The sequence below is a fragment of the Prosthecobacter sp. genome, from assembly GCF_044236155.1.
Lineage (GTDB): Bacteria > Verrucomicrobiota > Verrucomicrobiia > Verrucomicrobiales > Verrucomicrobiaceae > Prosthecobacter.
Window position 1 is genome coordinate 69,638 of sequence record NZ_JBIIHA010000021.1, and the last position, 18,130, is coordinate 87,767.

General features: G+C 61.6%; 12 protein-coding genes. 1 reads left to right on the forward strand and 11 read right to left on the reverse strand.

The features are described 5' to 3' along the window. Positions 1 to 4: 4 nt before the first annotated feature. The 11 genes from ACILSE_RS16870 to ACILSE_RS16920 form a co-directional block, all read right to left on the reverse strand. The gene (locus tag ACILSE_RS16870) at positions 5 to 808 is read right to left on the reverse strand and encodes a sialate O-acetylesterase (RefSeq protein WP_395718592.1); all 804 of its coding nucleotides are present in this window, start codon (positions 806 to 808) and stop codon (positions 5 to 7) included. Positions 809 to 827: 19 nt separating this feature from the next. After that, positions 828 to 3,023, reverse strand: coding sequence for a sialate O-acetylesterase (locus tag ACILSE_RS16875; RefSeq protein ID WP_395718593.1), 2,196 nt, complete (start codon positions 3,021 to 3,023; stop codon positions 828 to 830). Between the two features lie 88 nt (positions 3,024 to 3,111). Next, entirely contained in the window at positions 3,112 to 4,611 is a 1,500-nt protein-coding gene (locus ACILSE_RS16880; protein ID WP_395718594.1) for a sialate O-acetylesterase, read from the reverse strand. 139 nt (positions 4,612 to 4,750) lie between these two features. Continuing rightward, positions 4,751 to 6,196 (reverse strand): DUF1501 domain-containing protein, encoded by a 1,446-nt coding sequence (locus ACILSE_RS16885; protein WP_395718595.1) that lies wholly within the window; start codon positions 6,194 to 6,196, stop codon positions 4,751 to 4,753. Further along, positions 6,193 to 9,024: a PSD1 and planctomycete cytochrome C domain-containing protein gene (locus ACILSE_RS16890; protein WP_395718596.1), complete on the reverse strand. Its 2,832-nt coding sequence runs from the start codon at positions 9,022 to 9,024 to the stop codon at positions 6,193 to 6,195. The genes ACILSE_RS16885 and ACILSE_RS16890 overlap by 4 nt, the downstream gene beginning before the upstream one ends. Before the next feature lie 9 nt (positions 9,025 to 9,033). Further along, positions 9,034 to 10,494: a LamG-like jellyroll fold domain-containing protein gene (locus tag ACILSE_RS16895; protein ID WP_395718597.1), complete on the reverse strand. Its 1,461-nt coding sequence runs from the start codon at positions 10,492 to 10,494 to the stop codon at positions 9,034 to 9,036. Then, positions 10,491 to 11,018, reverse strand: a complete 528-nt coding sequence (locus tag ACILSE_RS16900) for a sigma-70 family RNA polymerase sigma factor (RefSeq protein WP_395718598.1) — start codon at positions 11,016 to 11,018, stop codon at positions 10,491 to 10,493. The genes ACILSE_RS16895 and ACILSE_RS16900 overlap by 4 nt, the downstream gene beginning before the upstream one ends. Positions 11,019 to 11,079: 61 nt before the next feature. Beyond that, positions 11,080 to 12,297, reverse strand: coding sequence for a GDSL-type esterase/lipase family protein (locus tag ACILSE_RS16905; protein WP_395718599.1), 1,218 nt, complete (start codon positions 12,295 to 12,297; stop codon positions 11,080 to 11,082). A gap of 5 nt (positions 12,298 to 12,302) precedes the next feature. Continuing rightward, positions 12,303 to 13,610 carry a hypothetical protein gene (locus tag ACILSE_RS16910; RefSeq protein WP_395718600.1) on the reverse strand — a complete coding sequence of 436 codons (1,308 nt, stop codon included), beginning with the start codon at positions 13,608 to 13,610 and terminating at the stop codon, positions 12,303 to 12,305. A 39-nt stretch (positions 13,611 to 13,649) separates the two neighbouring features. Further along, the gene (locus ACILSE_RS16915) at positions 13,650 to 16,556 is read right to left on the reverse strand and encodes a DUF1553 domain-containing protein (RefSeq protein WP_395718601.1); all 2,907 of its coding nucleotides are present in this window, start codon (positions 16,554 to 16,556) and stop codon (positions 13,650 to 13,652) included. After that, positions 16,553 to 17,254, reverse strand: coding sequence for a FadR/GntR family transcriptional regulator (locus tag ACILSE_RS16920; RefSeq protein WP_395718602.1), 702 nt, complete (start codon positions 17,252 to 17,254; stop codon positions 16,553 to 16,555). Before ACILSE_RS16920 ends, ACILSE_RS16915 begins: the two co-directional genes overlap by 4 nt. A 156-nt stretch (positions 17,255 to 17,410) precedes the next feature. Here ACILSE_RS16920 and ACILSE_RS16925 point away from each other — a divergent pair, with 156 nt between their 5' ends. Continuing rightward, positions 17,411 to 18,100 (forward strand): hypothetical protein, encoded by a 690-nt coding sequence (locus ACILSE_RS16925; RefSeq protein WP_395718603.1) that lies wholly within the window; start codon positions 17,411 to 17,413, stop codon positions 18,098 to 18,100. The last annotated feature ends 30 nt before the right edge of the window (positions 18,101 to 18,130 follow it).

Sequence of the window (18,130 nt, forward strand, 5' to 3'; positions counted from 1 at the left end):
TTTGTCATCGGGCATCCTTGGCGAGTAATGTCTGCAAGGCCTCGGCAAACCGGAGGCCAAGGCCCTGCTGGCCAGCGGTGTCGTAGTGGACCTGGTCTGACGCTTTCGTCAGGCCGTCGGTGCTGATGCAAACGGTGAGCGGGTCTTTTGCGGGAATGGCACGCTGGGCGGCGCGGACCTCATCCACGCAGGGAAAGGGTGAGACGGGGGTGACTTTGGCGGGATTGATCTCCGCAATGACAGCTTTCATTTGCGGCGCATCGAGATCGCGACGGAGCGAGGCGATGAGATTGGTGAGGTGTTGCTGGTAGTCTTTCGCCAGCTCGGGCACACGGGCATCGGACTCGCCCTGCATCCAGAGGAGGGCGGCCGGTTTGATTCCGCCATTTGGAAAAGCCTTCTTCCACGCCGCGATGAGCTGCGCGTAAGCATGGCCGGCGCGTTGGTCGTGATTGAGCTTCAGCCGGGCAATGCGCGCTTCGTCATGCTGAGGCTGCCAGACGAGTTGGGAGGTGCCGCCGTGTGCCGCTTTGAAGAGCACGATCTTGCGGCCAGGCAACCCTCTCGCCAAAGCATGAGCCAGGGTGACCTCCGGGCCAATCTGGCCGTGCGCGAGTGGCTGCTGGCGGCCCCAGTGGATCAAGCTGACGTTCGGCGGTGGCGTGCGCCATTCGTTGGAGAGTTCAGCGGCCTTTCCATAGCCTGCCATGTTCGATTGACCGGACAGGATGATCACGAGGGGTGGCTCGTCGGCATGCAGTGCTGCCAGTGAAGCGAGGAGTAGCGCGGCGAGGAGAGCGATCTTCATGCGAAGTGATCAAGCATGTTCATTTTGGATGAACTTCGCCCGTGCTTTGAAATTGCTGCCAATCGGCCGCGAAGGCCGCGTTGAGGAGCCACGAAGCCGTCGCTTTGTCGGCGGGGAAATCGCTGAAGGGGGCGGTGGGGAGCTTTTGATAGCCGCCTTTTGCGGCGGACCAGTTTTGGCCGAGGTGGCCGCTCTCCAGGGCTGGCGTGAGGAGCTTCACGGGGCCTTTGCGGGCATCGGCATCGGCGGGCACGCGGGCGGTGAAGCTGTGACGGAGGAAGGAGAAGACGAGTGGCCAGGTTTTCTCGCCGGGGCCATGGCCGGTCTTCGGCTCGACGGCACTGCACCACAGCGCGGCATGTTTTTTTCGCAGAGCTGGCACCACGGCGAGGTTTTCTTCTTTGGAAGGCCTAGCGAGGAACGAATCGTCCTCGCCGAAGATGACGAGGCCGGGCACTTGCGCGGCACCGGGTTGATAGACTTGAAACGTGGTGCCGGGACGCATCGAAACGAAGCCCCACACGCGCTGCGGCTCATACGACGTGAAAATGGCCGAGAAGCCTGTGCCATTCGAGTGACCGTATAAAAAGACCGGTGCGTGTTGCAGCTCCGGGTGGCCGGTTTTCGTGCCAAAAGCCTTCAAGTGATCGAAAAGCAGGCTTCTCGGCCAAAAGCCGCGTTGCATCGGATTGCCGGTGAACTTGAACAACGCGAGCCCCAGTTCCTGCGCGAGCTTTCGCAGGTCGGCACGCTTGAAAAGAACTTCGCCGCTGCCGTGACCAGACATGACGACGATGCCCTTCACGCTCTCGATGCCCTCCGGCAGCCACAGATCGAAAGCGACCTCCTCGCGCTTGCCCTCGCCTTTTTGCTTCACGGCCTCGCGCCATTGCGCCTCGCTGATTTTCCAATCCCAATTTCGCGCCACGGCCTGCTGCGGCGATGGCGTGCCCCACTTCGCTTCATCGAGCACGCCGTTCCAGCTCGTGGTGGACTTCGTTTGCACGTTCGCGCTCACCCAGCCGAGGCTGTGACATTCGGGGAGTTGCGCGAAATCACTCCACTCCGTGCCGCCGCTCACGTTTCGCGGCGCGGTCCATTGCGCATCGAGCCAAGGGATGACCTTCTCCGCCCACTTCGCGCCGTGCTCACGCAGTCCCGGGCCGCTGAAGTGCACTCCTTTGCCTTCGCGCTCGCGCAGATTGCCTTTCAAGGCATCGCTGTCCGGGCCTTCGAGTGCGAGGCCATCTTTCCAAAGCGAGGCCTGCGCGGCGCGAATGTCATCGCTGCCTTCATCGCCCGGCACGTGATAGCTGGCCTGCGCCACGAACCACGGCACGTCCCAGCCGATGTCGCGTCGCGAGTCGCGGATGATTTTCTCCAGATACTCGCGGTAAAGTTTGCCCGGCAGCGTGCGCGTCGTGTCCTTTTGGTTCGCATCGCTCTCGCCCTGATGCCAGAGCACGGCTCGAAAGCCACGCGGCGGAACCGACTTGATCCGCGCGATGAAAGCCTCATACGCCGCGCCTTTGCTGGCCCACTGACCGCTCGGGAGCTGCTCCACGCGACTCACCAGCGTTGGCGGATTCGGAAACGTCGCGCCTTTCGGCAACCACTCGCGCACACTCGTCGCACCGATCCCACACGCGAGGATGCCAACGGGCACGTTCTCCTTGGTCGCGACGGCATCCGCAAACGGCGGCACGAAACTGCCGCCACCACCACTTGCGCCCGGCTGCGGATCATCCGCGATGCGCCAGACCTTGCCGTCAAAGGTGGCCACACGTCGCGTATTGGTCGTCTGCTTTTCCGTGCCGTGATTCGCCGAGTTTGACTGCCCCGCGATGACAAACACCTCGCCAATGCCGACATGCGCCACGCTTCCTTTCGCGAGCTCCTTGCCAGCGCTCATCACGCGAACCTCCAGCCGCCACCAACCGCCCGCGATCGCCTCCACCGTGCCCGCGAGCTTCTTTCCCGCCACCGATCCACCCACGCGCTGCCACGAGGTTTGATCCTTCTCACCCATCACCCGCGCCTCCATCGCCACATCCGGCAAAGCCACCGCCTCCGACAACTCTCCCGCGATGCGCAGCAACCCTTTCCCGGGACTGCTGCGCTGCACGACTTGGTAATCGAGCGGCAAGGTCAAAGTCAGATCAAGCGCATGAAGTGCGGAAGTCGCGACGAGGAGAAAAGCGAGAAGACGTTTCATTGAAAAAATAGGCAAGAGAATGAGGGCAAAAGAATGGATGCGGAGATGCATTCTCCTGCCCCCATTCTTCTGCCTAAAAAAACGAAGATCACCACGCATCACTGCGGAACGGCGAGGCGGGCAGCCCGGCAGCATTCACGAGATTCGCCTTGGGATCATCTTTCCAGGCGTAGCGCACGGCCACGGGTGTTTTCACTTCCGGCGAGGTCACGATGACTTTCTCGCCTTCAATCGTTGCGGTGGCGGGGTGGAAGGTTTGGTCGGCTCCGGCGAGTTCGAAGCCTTCGATTTGACCTGCGCGGGCTTTCAGGCCTTCCGCGTGCTCGAAGGTGCAGATGGCGCTGCCGTTTTCAAACTGCTGCGCTTTCGGCAACGGTCCGCTCCAGGCGATGTTTTGGCCGTAAACCTTCGCCAATGCCCACAGGCCGAGGCGGCGGCCAACTTCTTGTTTGTTCTGCGGGTGAATGTCCTTCGGGTCGCCGAGATCGAGGCAGATCGCCATGCCGGTATTCGGCACGGCGAGCGTCTTCAGCATCGATTCACGCACTTCGCACCAGCCGAGGAAGCGCTCGTTGTGGAAGTTCGGCAGTTGCACCCACGCGAAGGGGAAATCGCCCTGCGCCCAGTGCTCGCGCCAGTCTTTGACAAGCATGGGAAGCTGCTCGGCGTAAAACTTGCCGCCCTCGACCGTGAAGGCGTTCGACTCGCCCTGATACCAGATCGCGCCTTTGATCGCGCAACCGGCTAGCGGGGCGATTTTGCCGTTGAAGAGGTTTCCCGGTGCCCGCGAGCGCGGATCCAGATTGAGCGCTGGTTTCGGCGGCACGGGCTTGTTGGCCGCCTTGGCTTGATCGGCCTGTTTTTGCCAGCTTTCGAGCTGCCGGGCATGCAGCTCCTTCGCGCGTTCCGGCGTCCAGGTTTTCATCGACGCATCCATCGCCGTGAAAGGCTTCGCCATCTCGGGATGCGTGCGCTGCGACTTCGGGCTGATCCAGTTTTGGATCGGTGTGCCACCCACGGCGGAAACGAGCAGGCCGACGGGCTGTTTCAGCTCGCGATGCAGATGCCGGCCAAAGAAATACGCGGTGGCGCTGAAGTTCGCGAGATTCTCCGGCGTGGTCAGCTTCCACTCGCCACGCGGCTTCACATTGCTCGCGCCCGCGCCGCCGGACGACTCCACGAACATGCGCAGCTGCGGCGCGTTCGCGGTGGTCTGCTCGTCTTTGAAGGAGCGCAGCCTGCCGACCGTCCACGCCATGTTTGACTGCCCCGAGCACAGCCACACCTCACCCGTGAGCACATCATGGATCGTGATCGTGTTGTTGCCCTTCACCGTCATCGAGGTGCTCTCGCCCGACTTCAGCGGATCGAGCTTCACCCGCCACTCTCCCTTCTCATCGGCTTTCACCGACTTCGTCTGCCCGGCGATGGAGACGCTCACCTCCTCCCCCGGCCCCGCCCAGCCCCAAACCGGCACCGCCGCATCGGCCTGGAGAATCATGTGATCCGAAAACGTCGCCGGTAGCGACACATCGGCGTGCGCGGCAGTGATGAAGGAGAGAGTGAGGGCAAGAATCGAGCGTTTCATAAATGAGCGAGCCAGCCAATACGCTCGCAAGGAGAAGAATGATTCGGGCTGCGGAATGCTAAGCTCGTCCCGACACATTTGCGGTGGCGGCTCGCGGATGCGCTCGATGTCATCGTAGTGGCGGGTGACCCCGGACATTTCACGCCAGAACCTCGCGGATCACCTTCCCCTCCACATTGGTGAGGCGGCGCTGGATGCCGTTGTGCTCGAAGCTGAGCTTTTCGAAGTCGAGTCCGAGCAGATGAAGGATGGTGGCATTGAAATGGTAAAGCGGATGCACGTCCTCGATGGCGCGTTGGCCGAGGTCGTCGGTGCGGCCGTGGCTGACGCCGGGCTTCACGCCTGCGCCAGCCAGCCAGCAGGTGAAGCCATCGGGATTGTGATCGCGGCCTTTCGCGCCTTTTTGGAAGAAGGGCATGCGTCCGAATTCGGTGCACCAGACGACGAGCGTGTCTTGCAGGAGGCCGCGTTGTTTCAGATCGCGAATGAGCGCGGCGGCGGGCTGGTCGAGGATGTGGGCGTGGACGTCGTATTGCTCCTTGAGCTTGCTGTGCCCGTCCCAGTTGAGGGCACCACCGCTGGCATACGCACCGTTGAAGAGCTGCACGAAGCGCACGCCCTTCTCGATGAGGCGGCGGGCGAGGATGCAGTTTTTGGCAAAGGCGGCCTTGTTGGCGTCCTGCGTGTCGTCCGCGCCATACATCTTCAGGATGTGCGCGGGTTCGGTGCTCAGGTCGTTGATCTCGGGCACACTGAGCTGCATCCGCGCGGCGAGTTCATAGCTGGCGATGCGGGCGGCGAGCTTGCTGTCACCCGGATGTGCCTCCAGATGGCGGGCGTTCATCTTCTGCAAAAGCGAGCGTGCGGCGCGGTCGGCATCTGCGGGGATGCCGGGAGCGCTGAGATGGCGCACCGGTTCCTTGGAGCTCATCGTGGTGCCTTGAAAGGCGGCCGGGAGAAATCCTGGCCCCCAGTTGTTGGCCCCATTCTGCGGCACGCCGCGTGGATCGGGGATGGCGACATAGGATGGCAGCTCCTCGCTCTCAGTGCCCAAAGCATACGTGACCCACGAGCCGAGCGAGGGGAAGCCATCAAGCACGGAGCCGGTGGAGAGAAAATTCTCCGCAGGGCCATGCGTGTTCGATTTGCTGGTGAGCGAGTGGATGAACGCGATGTCGTCCGTAAGCTCCGCGAGATGCGGGATCATGTCGCTCACCATCTTGCCCGTCTGTCCGCGAGGCCGAAAGGCATACTGTGGACGCGCTAGATTGCCCGCAGGACCTTGAAACGTCACCGCAGGGCCTCCAGGCAAAGGTTTGTCATCCCATCGGATGAGTTCCGGCTTGTAGTCCCATGTTTCGAGCTGGCTCACCGCCCCAGCACAGAAGATGACGACCACATTCTTTGCCTTCGGCGCGAAATGCGGCTGCCTCGACGCAAAAGGTCGCGCGGGGTCGATGAGAAGCTGATCATCCGCGAGCAGCTTCGACAACGCGATGCCACCGAGCGCCGTGGCGCTCTGCGTGAGAAAGCCTCGGCGGTTCAGCAGCCGCAGGCCATGGGGAGTGAGATGCTCAGCGTTCATGGAATGAAAAGGAACTCGTTCGAGTTGAAGAGCGCCCGACAGAGCACGGCGGCTCCGTGTTGCTTCACGAGCGGCAGGGCGTCGTGGAGTTCTGCGGCATTGGGTTTTCGGCAGAGAGCGAGCTCATAGGCGCGGCGAATCTGTGCGGCATCATCCGCGCCAACCTCACGCCGGACTCTCTCGGCGAACGCATTTGCGTGTTCGAGCGTGAAGCGGCTGTTGAAGAGATTCAGCGCCTGAATCGGCGTGGTGGAGGCGCGGCGCAGGGCGGTGCTTTGGCCCGCGTCCGGGCAATCAAAGGCTCCAAAGACCGTTTCTGGCTCACGGCGGACTTTGTGGGCATAAATCATGCGCCGCTGGTTTTCGGGTCTGAAGGTCTCCACTGGCTTGAAGCCGCTCAAACCGCCGCGTTTGTCGAAAAGATCGAATCCCCGGCCATACATCGTGAAGTTGAGTTTTCCGCTGACGGCGAGCATGGAGTCACGGAGTGTTTCCGCTTCGATGCGACGGCTGGGGAAGCGCCAGAGGTATTTGGATTCGGCATCGATGGTGTTGGCGGTGGAAGACAATGAGACAATCAGACCTGGAGACAAGGTGATGGAGCCGCCTTGTCTCCCTGTCTCATTGCCTCCCTGTCTCATTGTCTGGGATGCCTGCCCATACGTTTCGCTCAGCACGATGAGCCGGTGCAGGTGCTTCACACTCCATCCGCTGCGGATGAACTCGCCTGCGAGCCAGTCCAGCAGCTCGGGATGTGTGGGTTTCATGCCCATGCGGCCAAAATCACCCGGCGTGGCGACCAAACCAGTGCCGAAGTGGCCTTGCCAGATGCGGTTCACCATCACGCGGGCCGTCAGCGGATTCTGTGGGCTGGCGATCCAGTCGGCCAGCGCTTGGCGGCGTTTCAGTTCGGGCGTTGCATTGGTGAGCTTCACATCACCGAGAGCGCTGAGCACGGCGGGCACGACGGATTCCTTCGGCTGCTCGGGATCGCCGCGATTGAGCAGATGAATGTCGTCCGGCTCGCGGAAGGTGCCCGCGAAGGCAAGCTGGCCCTGCTCGCCCGCTTTCATCTTGGCCAAAAGGCTGCCACGCTCATTGAGCAGACCGCGTATCTCCTTCGCTTCCGTCTCGGGCAAGCCCTCAAACACAAACTCCGGCCCGGCACCGAGTCCTAGCTGATGCGGGCGGCGATCGCTCGCATCCGCCACCAACAGCCAGCCTTTGTCATGGCCGATCTCGATGGCGTAATCGAGCGCCACGCGGTCCACCAGCTTCTCCAGCCGATCCCGGCTCCACGCGATCTGTGAAATCTCCTCCTCGCGGGCAAACTCGATCTCCACCCACCCCTTGCCCTTCTCGTTCGACATCCAGCTTCGTTCATTGCCGTAGCGGCCATCGTGAATGAACGCCGGCTCATGGCGGTTGCGCGAAATCTTGTCGCCCGAGGTCTTCAGCTTGGCCCCGGCACTGGCGAGCGCCACATTCACGCCTGCGGTGTTGAAGACCTCCAGCTCATCGATGCAAGGCTCCAGGCTGTTCGTCTCGCGAATGGTGAAGCGAACGCGCTTCGTGCGAACCGGTGCGATGCGGTCGATGTTCATCGTCGCCCGCACCGTCGGGCGCTGCACGCCCTCCTTTTGTCCCGGACGGGCCATCGGCGAGAGCTGCGTGAGTCGCTGCGTGATCAGTGCATCGCGCTGGCGGGCCGTGGCGGCTTCTTTCTTTCTCGCCAGCGCCTCAGGCGTGCGCAGTTCGCGATCCGCGTATTCCACGCCCGCCACCAGAGCCTGCATGGCGTAGTAGTCCTTGGCGCTGATGGGATCGAACTTGTGATCGTGGCAGCGTGCGCAGCCCACGCTCAGCCCGAGAAAAGTCTGGCCGATGTTTGTGACCATCTCATCGAGCGAATCCTGCCGTGCCAGCCGGATGGACGGCGCATCCTTGCCGATCTGGCCGGGCAGCAGCACCGAGGCCGTGACGAGGAACCCCGTGGCCTCATCCACCCCCATCGAATCGCCCACGATTTGCTCTTTGATGAAGCGATCATACGGCGTGTCGGCATTGAAGGAGCGGATCACATAGTCGCGATACGGCCAGGCATGAGGTCGCTCGGTGTTCACCTCAAAACCATGCGTATCCGCGTAGCGCACGACATCCAGCCAGTGCTGCGCCCAGCGCTCTCCGTAGCGCGGCGAAGCAAGCAAACGATCCACGGTGGAAGCATGGTCTGGCTTCTTCAAGAATGCCTCCACCTCCTCCGGAGTGGGCGGCAAGCCCGTGAGATCAAACGTCACGCGCCGCAGCCACGCGATCGGCTCAGCAGCAGGAGAGCGGGTGAGACCGTGCTCGGCGAGCTTGGCGTCGATGATGGCATCAATGGAAAGTGGCTGCGGCTTTAGCCGCATCGATTCGGCTAAAGCCGAAGCCACTTTGAGCGGCTTGAACGCCCAATGATCGCGTTTGTCCTCCACCTTCGCCAAATCCACGCCATCCGGCCAGTTCGCGCCCTCATCGATCCATCTTGTGAGCGTCTCGATCTCCGCAGCCGCCAGCTTGCCCTTTGGTGGCATGACTTCGTCCTCATCGTCCGAGGTCAAAAAATGCAGCAGCGGGCTTTCGGAGGCCTTTCCGGGCACGATGTCCGGTCCATGATTGTCACCGCCTTTGAACGCGGCGGCTTTCACATCGAGACGGAAGCCGGATTTCTGCTTCTTCTCGCCGTGGCATTCGTAGCAGTGCTTTTCAAAGATGGACCGCACCTCGCGGACAAAGTCCACCGGCGCGGCGAAGGCGGGAAGAGTGATGAAAAGGGCCAGGAAACGCATGAACAAGCTTCAACGGTAAGGATTGCCGGATTCGAAGAGCGACTGAATCTCCGCATCGCTCATCGCACGGCCTAGGATGAGTATTTCGTCCACGCGGCCGCTGAGTTTGCGGTCCGTGCGGTTCCAGTTGCCGATTTGTGCAGGACCTAGGCGGGCCGGATGAGCCGTCGTTTCGCGGCTTTCGCTGTCGAAACGGCCGTTGAGGTAAAAACGCGTCGTTTTCGCCTCGGAGTCATAAACCACGGCGAGATGCATCCAGCGGCCAATTTCGGGCAAAACAGGCGTGAGCGAGTCCGGGAAGCCATCGGGGCTTGAGGAGCCTGCGTTGCCTTTGAGTGCCAGTCGCATGGTGGAGTAGCGATTCACCATCCAGTGGACCTGGCCGGGATTGCTTACCTCCCAACCATCCGTGTGCAGCAGGGATTGATAAAGCGCATCTAGCCGGTCCAGCCGCACCCACGAGGCCAGCGTGAGCCGCGGCCACGTGCGCTCGCCACCGAGATCGAGCTTCAAATGATCGCCCACACGCACAAACTCCGGCGCACGCGATCCCGGCCAGCGGCCTTGCGTGGTGCGGCAAGTGTCCGGAGCCTCGCCTGACTCAAAATCGAGCAAGGCAATCAAGGCGGGGTCCTCGCGGAGCTTCGACAAAGCAGCCTCCGAGCGTGCCCGCTGGCCTGCGGCGAGGCCGGCGGTGAGTTCGTTCACTTCATCGCCATGAATGAAGGCCGCCGAGCGCAGATCACGCGCCGCATGGCCGCCGGTCGTCATCGTCACCGCATCACCGGTGCGCAGGCTGCGCTGGTCTTTCGCCGCATGGGCGATGACTTCTCCCTGAAACACATGCACCTCCGCTTCACCCCCGAGCGGCACATCCACGCCGAACCGCGTGCCCAGATCCACCGCATCCCCCGAAGGCGTGATCACCGTGAACCCTTTCGCCGAAGGCGGCACATCCGCCGAAAGCCGACCCTGCGTGAGCCGCAGACGCTGCGCGGACTCAAATTGAAACACCGCCGGAGCCTCGATCACGACTTTCGCGCCCTTGGATGTGATCAGAGCCAGCGTCCCGGCTTGCAGCTCATGCTTCTCGCCCTGCAAAATGGACCCAGGCGTCAGACTCGACACCCCGACGATCGTTTCCACACGTGCAAAGTCCTGCGGACTGAGCCACCACATCCCCAACGCCACACAGGCCGCCGCCGCGCCGATGAAGGCCGCTGCGGTGAGCGGACGCCAGCAGAACTGCCGTGGCGAACGGCTCGTATCCGGCAGCGTTGTGAGCACGTCGCGTGCCCCTGCGGCGGAAGTTGCCTGGGCCTCCAGTGCCACATCCAGATTCATGTAGTGCAAATAGAGCCTCCGCAGGTCTGTGTCGGCCTTCAGGCGGGTTTTTAGGGGGGCAGCTTCATCTTCGGTGAGCAGTCCGGCCATGTGGCGCTGGATGAGATCGTGTGAGTCGGGATTCATGCGTGTTCCTCCTTGGCGAGTGTGCGCTCCACGCACTCCAGCAGGGCCTGCCGAATGCGGTGGAGCAGTTTGTAGAGTGCCATCGGCGACTGCCCACGGCGGGTGGCCAGCTCATCCATGCGGGTGCCCTTCGTGTAGGCGCTGAGCACCAGTTCACGTTGCGCGGCGGGGAGCTTCTCCAGGCAGTGCTCCAAGGCTTCGCGATGCCCGTCATGCACCGGCACCAGGGCGGCCGCATCATCGGCGAGCTGGTTCACCAGTTCGTCATCAAACACATGCCGGTCCCGCGACTGCCGGCGCAGGTGACGCAGCGCGATATTCTTTGCCACGCCAAAGGCCCAGCCCTGAAAATCCGCCGCCGCATCAAACTTCTCCCACAGCACAAGAATCACATCCTGCATTACCTCCGAAGCCATCTGCCGCGTGGGCACCAGCGACCTCACAAACGTGTGCAACGCCACCTCGCTCTCCGCGTAGTGGCGGAGAAATTGGGCATGGCGCTCGTGTTCGGATGGCGGTGACATGGGTGGCTTACAACCTAGTCGTCGCCAGCCGTGCGCTCATTTGCCGGAAAAAATTTCGATCTCAATTCAGCAGCAGATGAAACACCCGCAGCGCACTCTTGGACGAGGTCTTCGAGGCGACGAGGCGGACTCTTGCGGTGTGGGGGCCGGGTTTGAGCTGGTCGTCGAGGATCAAGGCCCACGGAAGATGCAGGCCGCTGCTCCAGTGCGTCAGGGTGTCGAGCGTGCGAGGTGGACCGCCATCCACGCTGAACTCGATCTGGCCAGCATCGGGGCCGGAAGCGATGAAGAGGCCGCAGCCGGTGCCTTCGAAGCTGAACTCAAACTCCGCACCCGGCTCGGTGCCGACGAGCGCGGGCACGTTCACAAAGCCCTCGCGCACGCCGATGTTTTTGCCGTTCGGCTGCTTGTTGTCGTCGGCAGGTTTCCACGAAGGCACGAGCGTGAAGCCTTGGATGATTTTTGCCTGCGCGATGTCGCCGAGGCGGCCTTTGGCGTAGCTTTGAGCATCGAGCGGCGCGGGCAGCGGATGCTCTTTCGTGGAAGCGGCGATGGGTTGGGCAAAAGCGGCGTCGAGCATGCGGGCGACGCTGTTGGCGTAGAGCTGATGACCGAAGGGCGAGGGATGCAGGCCTTTGAAATCGTCTGCCCAGGTGAACTCACCCGCGTCGATGCGATCGGTGACTTCACGCGCGAGGTTGAACGACGGATTGCCATACGCCACGGCCACGCGCTCATGCTGGGCGATGGACGCGGGCACTTTGCCAGCGTGGTAGTCATCCATGTGCGGTGGCATGACGAAGTGAAGCTGGATGATGTCCGTCAGCGGACTCACGGTGCGCATGTGGCGCACCACGCCCTCCATACCGCGCAGCATGAGATCGGGATGCTGCGGGATGTTCGAGCTGTCATTCACCGCCGCCTCGACGAAGAGCAAATCCACCGGCCATTTGGCCAAAACATCCCGCTCCAGACGAAACGCATGTGGCACGGAGCCCATGGAGCCGATGCCAGCATTGATGAACTCGAACTTCGTGCCCGGGAACTTCTTCGTGAGGTAATCGCAGGTGTGCTGACGCCACGCACCGCCCGCCGTGATTGAGCCGCCGAAGAAAATGACGCGTCCGGTTTTTTCCTGCGTGAACTTGCGCTGGCAGTTCGCCAGTCCATCACGCAGCTCGAAGTAGTCGTGCCCTTTCGGAAGCTTGGCAGGATCGTATTTCGGCTCGGCGGAGGCGAGGCTGGTCAGCAGGAGTAGGAAGGCAAAGAGAGGTTTCATCAGGGTCATTTGAGGGGTTTCAGCTTCCATTTGGCGGCATACAAATCGCTGGAGCCGGATTTGGTCAATTCGTGAGTGCCGAAGGTGGCAGGTGTGGAGAGGGCTCCGGCAATGATGAGCTCATCCGGAGCGCGGAAGGTGATCGGGTAAGCGCTGTCGTTGAGCTTGCCGCCGGCCTGCTGCACCCACAGGAGGCCGCCTTTTTCATCAAACGCCGCGAGGAAGATGTCGCCGCTGCCGCGGGTGATGAGGGCGTGACCGGCGAGCACGGTGTCTTGATTGAAATCGCCACACACAAAGGCGGTGCCGTGATCATCGGTGACCACGCCGAGGCAGTAATCGGTGCCCGGGCCATGCATGTGCTTTGCCCACTGCACCTGGCCTTCGACATCGAGATGCACGATGAGGCCGTCGTAATCTTTACCGCTGCATTGAAACGTCTGGCCTGCCACATTCACGCTGCCCTTGAACATGCCTGCGCCCCACACGCGACCCTGCGAGTCGCACGCGATCTCGTGATAAATGGCGCTCGTGGTGCCCGGGATGAGGTTCACCCATTCGCCCTCGCCTTCCGGGGTGAGCTTCAGCACGAGCGCGGCGCTCGTTTTGGATTCGATGGCGATTTTACCAAAGGCTCCTGCGCCCGAAGCACTGCCACCGAGATAGATGTGATCCTTCCCATCAATCGCGATGCCGTGACCGCTGCCGGAGACCTTTCCTGAAGGAGAGCGATGCCAGATCTCGCGGCCTTCCGCGTCATACTTCGTGCAAAAGAACTGGCCGCCGATCGCGCCTGTGATGACGACATGCCCCTTCGAGTCGATGGCGATGCCGTGTCCATAATCAGAGCCCTCGCCGCCCTTCACGCGCACCCACAGCAGCTTGCCATCGGGGGCGAACTTCGCCGTGAAGGCATCGAAGTTACCCGCATTCGGCACTTTCTCTCCATTCACCATCGCGTCCGTGCTCTCGAAGTGGCCGGTGACATACGCATTCCCCGCCGCATCTGTGATCACGCCATACGCTCGATCCGTCTTGCTGCCTCCGAAACCGCTCACCCACAGCGGCTTGCCCGCGGCATCGAGCTTCGTCAGGCACATGTCCATCTCACCAGCGCTCTTGTGCTGCTGGTCGCCAAACATCGCATCCCCCACGCACTCGGACGCTAGAAACACGTTCCCGGATCGGTCGGTCGTGACTGCCCGAGTCTTGTCATGCCCGCTGCCACCCCCGCTGAAGACCCATTCGCATGATGGAGGCTCCGCAGCGTGCAGCGTGGAAAGGAGGGCGAGGAAACAAAGGGGCGATTTCATGGTCGCACACATACGCGGCCTCACCGTCTGATTGAACGCTCAATCCACATAAATGAACTCGTTCGCATTCAAAAGCATGCGGCACAGCGAGAAGAGGTCGATTTGCTTCGCGGCGGCGAGTTCTTCGGGCGTCGCATCGCGTTGGAAGCAAAGTTGAAAGGCTCGTTCGGGCGTTTTGGCTCGTTCAGCGAGGTGGCGGGACTGCTGGAGCATGAACTCGTTGTTGGAGAGGGTGAGGGCTTGCAGGGCCGTGGTCGTTTGCGCTCTCGCTGGCGTGAAGTTCGCGGGATCTGGGCAGTCGAGCGTGGTCATGAACTGGTGCGGCGTCGTGCGAACGATGAAACGGTAGATGCTGCGGCGCCAAAGCTCCGGTTTGTCCGGCGTCACATACTCATAAATCGGCGCGTAGGCCTCCGTGTAGTTGAAATCACGGTAACCCGGCCCTCCACGCTCAAGGTTCAGCTTTCCAGAAACGGCGAGCACCGTGTCGCGCAGCGTCTCCGCATCGAGGCGGCGCGGATTTTGATGGGAGAGCAGGCGGTTGGAGGAGTCGGCGTAGAACGAGTTTTCCAACTCGTTGGTTTGGGGTGAACGAGTTGGAAAACTCGTTCTACGATACGCCTTCGACATCACGATTAGCTTGTGCACATGCTTCAAACTCCAGCCATGCGTCATGAACTCCCGCGCCAGGTAGTCCAGCAGCTCCGGATGACTCGGCGCACTGCCGCCGATGCCGAAATCACTCGGCGTGTTCACCAAGCCTTGGCCGAAATGATGATGCCATAACCGGTTCACGATCACCCGCGCTGTGAGCGGGTTGTCGGGATGCGCGATCCAGTTCGCGAGCGCGAGCCGACGCTGGGCTTCGGGCGTGTTTTGATCGCCAAAGGCCGCGCCGGCATGCTTCACCCACGCAAAAGCTCCGGGCATGACTTCCTGCGCCTCGTCCTCTGGATTGCCGCGGCGTTGCACTTTGATCACGGGCGGTTTTTCATCGGAAACGACCGCATAGACCTTTTCGGGCTCGGGAAGGCTTTGGAGGGCTTTTTCGAGCTTTTGAGCTTCAGCGCGAAGTTTGGTCAAATCGGCCTTTTGAGCCTCGCTGAGCCGCGTTTCGGCGATTTCGGGCACGAGCTTCGGATCACCGATGAAAAGCAGATCGTTGCCGATGCCGTCGCCACCATCTGTGGCGATCAAGGTGAGCGTTTTGGCCTTCGCAGGCACGTCGAGATCGAGCACGGCGGTCTCGTCTTTGCGGAGTTTGAGCTTTTGGAACTTCAGCTCGTCATCGACGAACACAGTGAAGTCTGCCTTCGTGCCTGCGGCCTCTTTCGAAGCTCCGAAGCCGACGAGGCCGGTGAGTCGCATGGCTTTGAGGCCGCTCTGCTCGCGCAGTTTGGCGAGATCGAAGGTGATGCCGCTGTTTGCGTGCATGGCGAGCATGCTATGGCCTTTCGCTGCATAATCTGTGCTGCCGATCTTGGTGTTGCGTTGGGCGTTGATGGGATGATTGGCGATGGTGTCCCAAAAGTGGCCGCTGGTGGCTGGGATGCCGGTGACTTCTTGTTTGAAGGCGATAGGGACTTTCGGGCCGTTCGGAACAAAGACCCAAAGGACGGAAGGGACAGAAGGAACCTTCTGAAGGCGATTGGTTTGGATGTCGCGAAAGTAGCCGAGTTTGTCCTTGGTGATGCTGCCGTTGCGCAGGTCGATGCCGGAGGCTTCGGGGATGAGTTTGGCGAGTTCGAGGCCTTCACCGGCCAGTTTGGCGATCTGCGTGCGTGTTTGGGCGAGTTCTTTGTTTAAGCGGGCTTTTTCGGTGGCGATGCGTTTTGACTCGGTGGCATCGGTTTCGCGGTCTCCGCGTTTCACACCGGCAAAAACGGCCCACAGGCGGTAATACTCTTCCTGCGTGATGGGATCGAGCTTGTGATCGTGGCAGCGGGCGCAGTTGATGGTGATGCCCATGGTGGAGGTGAGCGTCTGCGTGACCATGTCGTCGAGATCGAGAGCGCGGGCGGCACGGCGCAGCATGTCGGACCGCGTTTCCTGCTGCCCGACGAAGTCCCACGGGCCTGCGGCGAGGAATCCGAGCGCGGTGATGGTTGGCTTCGGCAGCAAATCCCCGGCGATCTGTTCTTTGATGAACTGGTCGTAGGGTTTGTCGGCATTGAAGGACTCGATGACGTAGTCGCGGTAACGCCAAGCATTCGGGCGGAGCTGGTCACGCTCGAAGCCGTGGGTGTCGGCGTAGTGGACGATGTCGAGCCAGTGGCGGGCCTGGCGTTCGCCGAAGTGGGGGGAGGCGAGGAGGGAGTCCACGAGCGCTTCGTAGGCTTGGTCGGACAGGTCGGACTTTTCTGACACGTCGGACGGTGGAAGGCCGAGGAGGTCGAAGTAAAGCCGACGCTTCAACGTGTGCGCGTCCGCCTGCGGAGACATCTTGAGGCCATTCGCACGGAGTTTGGCTTCGATGAAGGTATCGATGGAAATTTGCTCGGGCTTTAGCCCGACCGATTCGGCTAAAGCCGAAGCCACTTTGATCGGCTGCACCGACCAATGCTGAAGCCGCTTGTCGGTCAGCGCGGCTTTATCGTTGGCATTTTCGGGCCATTTCGCGCCCGAGTCGATCCATTCACGGAGGAGCGTGATTTCCTGCGGCGAAAGGGGATCGCCTTTCGGAGGCATGCGCTCGTCGTCATCGGTGCTGGTGATGCGCTTGAAGAGCGGAGAGGCATCCGCTTTGCCTGAGAGAATCGCGGGGCCGTCGTGACCGCCTTTGAAGGCATGCACTTTGGCATCGAGGCGGAGCTCGCCCTTCTGCTTCTTTTCGCCGTGGCACTCGATGCAGTGTTTTTGCAGCAGCGGACGGATCTCGCGGTCGAAATCGACGGCGAGAAGGGCGGAAGGGACGGAAAAGACTGAAAAGAAAAGAAGCGGCTTCATCGCTTGGTCTTTGTTTTGGCGAAAAGATCGCGCGCCGCCTCGTCCAGGTGATGTTTCATCGCCTTCGCGGACGCGGTGGCATCGTGGGCGGTGACTGCCTTCAAGATCGCGACGTGATGTTCGACGGCCCGCTGATGTCCGACATTTCCAATCGTCACTCGGCGGCTCTCGCGACCAAGGTCGGCGAGGGATTCGAGCATGAGTTTCAGGATTTCGTTGCCCGCGATGCGGGCGAGGGTGCGATGGAAGTCGATGTCGGCTTCCACGGCCTCGTCATGGCTTTCTGCATTTTGCATTCGCTCGTGAATGGCGCGGAGCTGCCTCAAATCGGCCGCCTTGGCTTTGAGCGCGGCTTGTTTGGCGATTTCTGGCTCTATGGCGGCCCGGGCTTCGTTCAACTGACGCAATCGTTCGCCAACGTCAGGCAGCAGCAGGGACAAGGAGCCGCTGAGAGGCTTGTGCAGCCGGTTCACAGCGCGGATGCCGCTGCCATGGCGAATTTCGATCAAACCTTGCAGCTCGAGACGCTTCGTGGCCTCACGCAGCACGGTGCGGCTGACACCGAGGCGCTCGGCCATGACGCGTTCAGGCGGCAGTCTGCCATCGCCGGGTTCAGGTTCGTCACGCAACTGGCGCGCGAGACGGGCGCAGACCTGATCGACCAGCGTCGGGATGGGCTTGAGCGGGGAGAGGGTCATGGAGAATTGGTAGGAGGTCATACCAATCGCACTTCAGATGCCGGGTTCTTTCAGGCTGGGCGAGAATATCCTCCGGAGGACGGCAGGATGCCACTTGCGGCTTGAGGCGGAGCTTGATCGCGGGAAAGTGCGCGCCGAGTTTCGTTTTATTGAATCATGCCTCTGCGCGACACCCTGCTCAATCTTGCCATCACCTGCGTGCTGGTGCTGATCGTCGTGCTGGTGGCGATCCTGCTGAAGGAAAGCAGGCCCGCTCCTGTTGCCGCGGTGCCGGTGGGTGTGGCGCAGGTGCCGCCGGGACAGAACGCGGACGCGGGGCGCGCGCCGCTCCCGGAATTCAAAGTCTTTCCAAAGGCGAAGTTCATCGAGAGCCGCACGAACGAGGCGGACACGCTGCGCTTCAAGGTGAGCGACACTGAGGACGAGCACGTGTTTGTGCTCTACTTTGTCGATGCGCTGGATGCCTCCTCGACGCATCCGCAGCGCGTGCAGGAACAAGCGCGCTACTTTGGCGTGAGCAGCCAACGGGTGATTGAGGAAGGGCAGCGTGCGGCGGCCTATGTGACGAAACTGCTCAAGGAGCATCCGTGCTCCGTGATGACACGCTGGGAGGAGGTGCCAGGGCTGAGCCGATATTACGCGCTGGTGCTGGTGGAGATCAGCACTGGGAAGTGGGTGTATCTGGCCGACCTGTTGGTGCAGCAGGGTTTTGCGCGAGTGGCCGGGGTGACCACAAACCTGCCTTCCGATGCACGTTCCATGAATGACTATGCCCTGGAGCTTCAGGCGCTGCGGAGGCGTGCGGAGCAGCAGAAAGCTGGCATCTGGGCAGCATCGAAGCTGTGAGCCTTGATTTGCAAGGCAGGCAACTCCGGC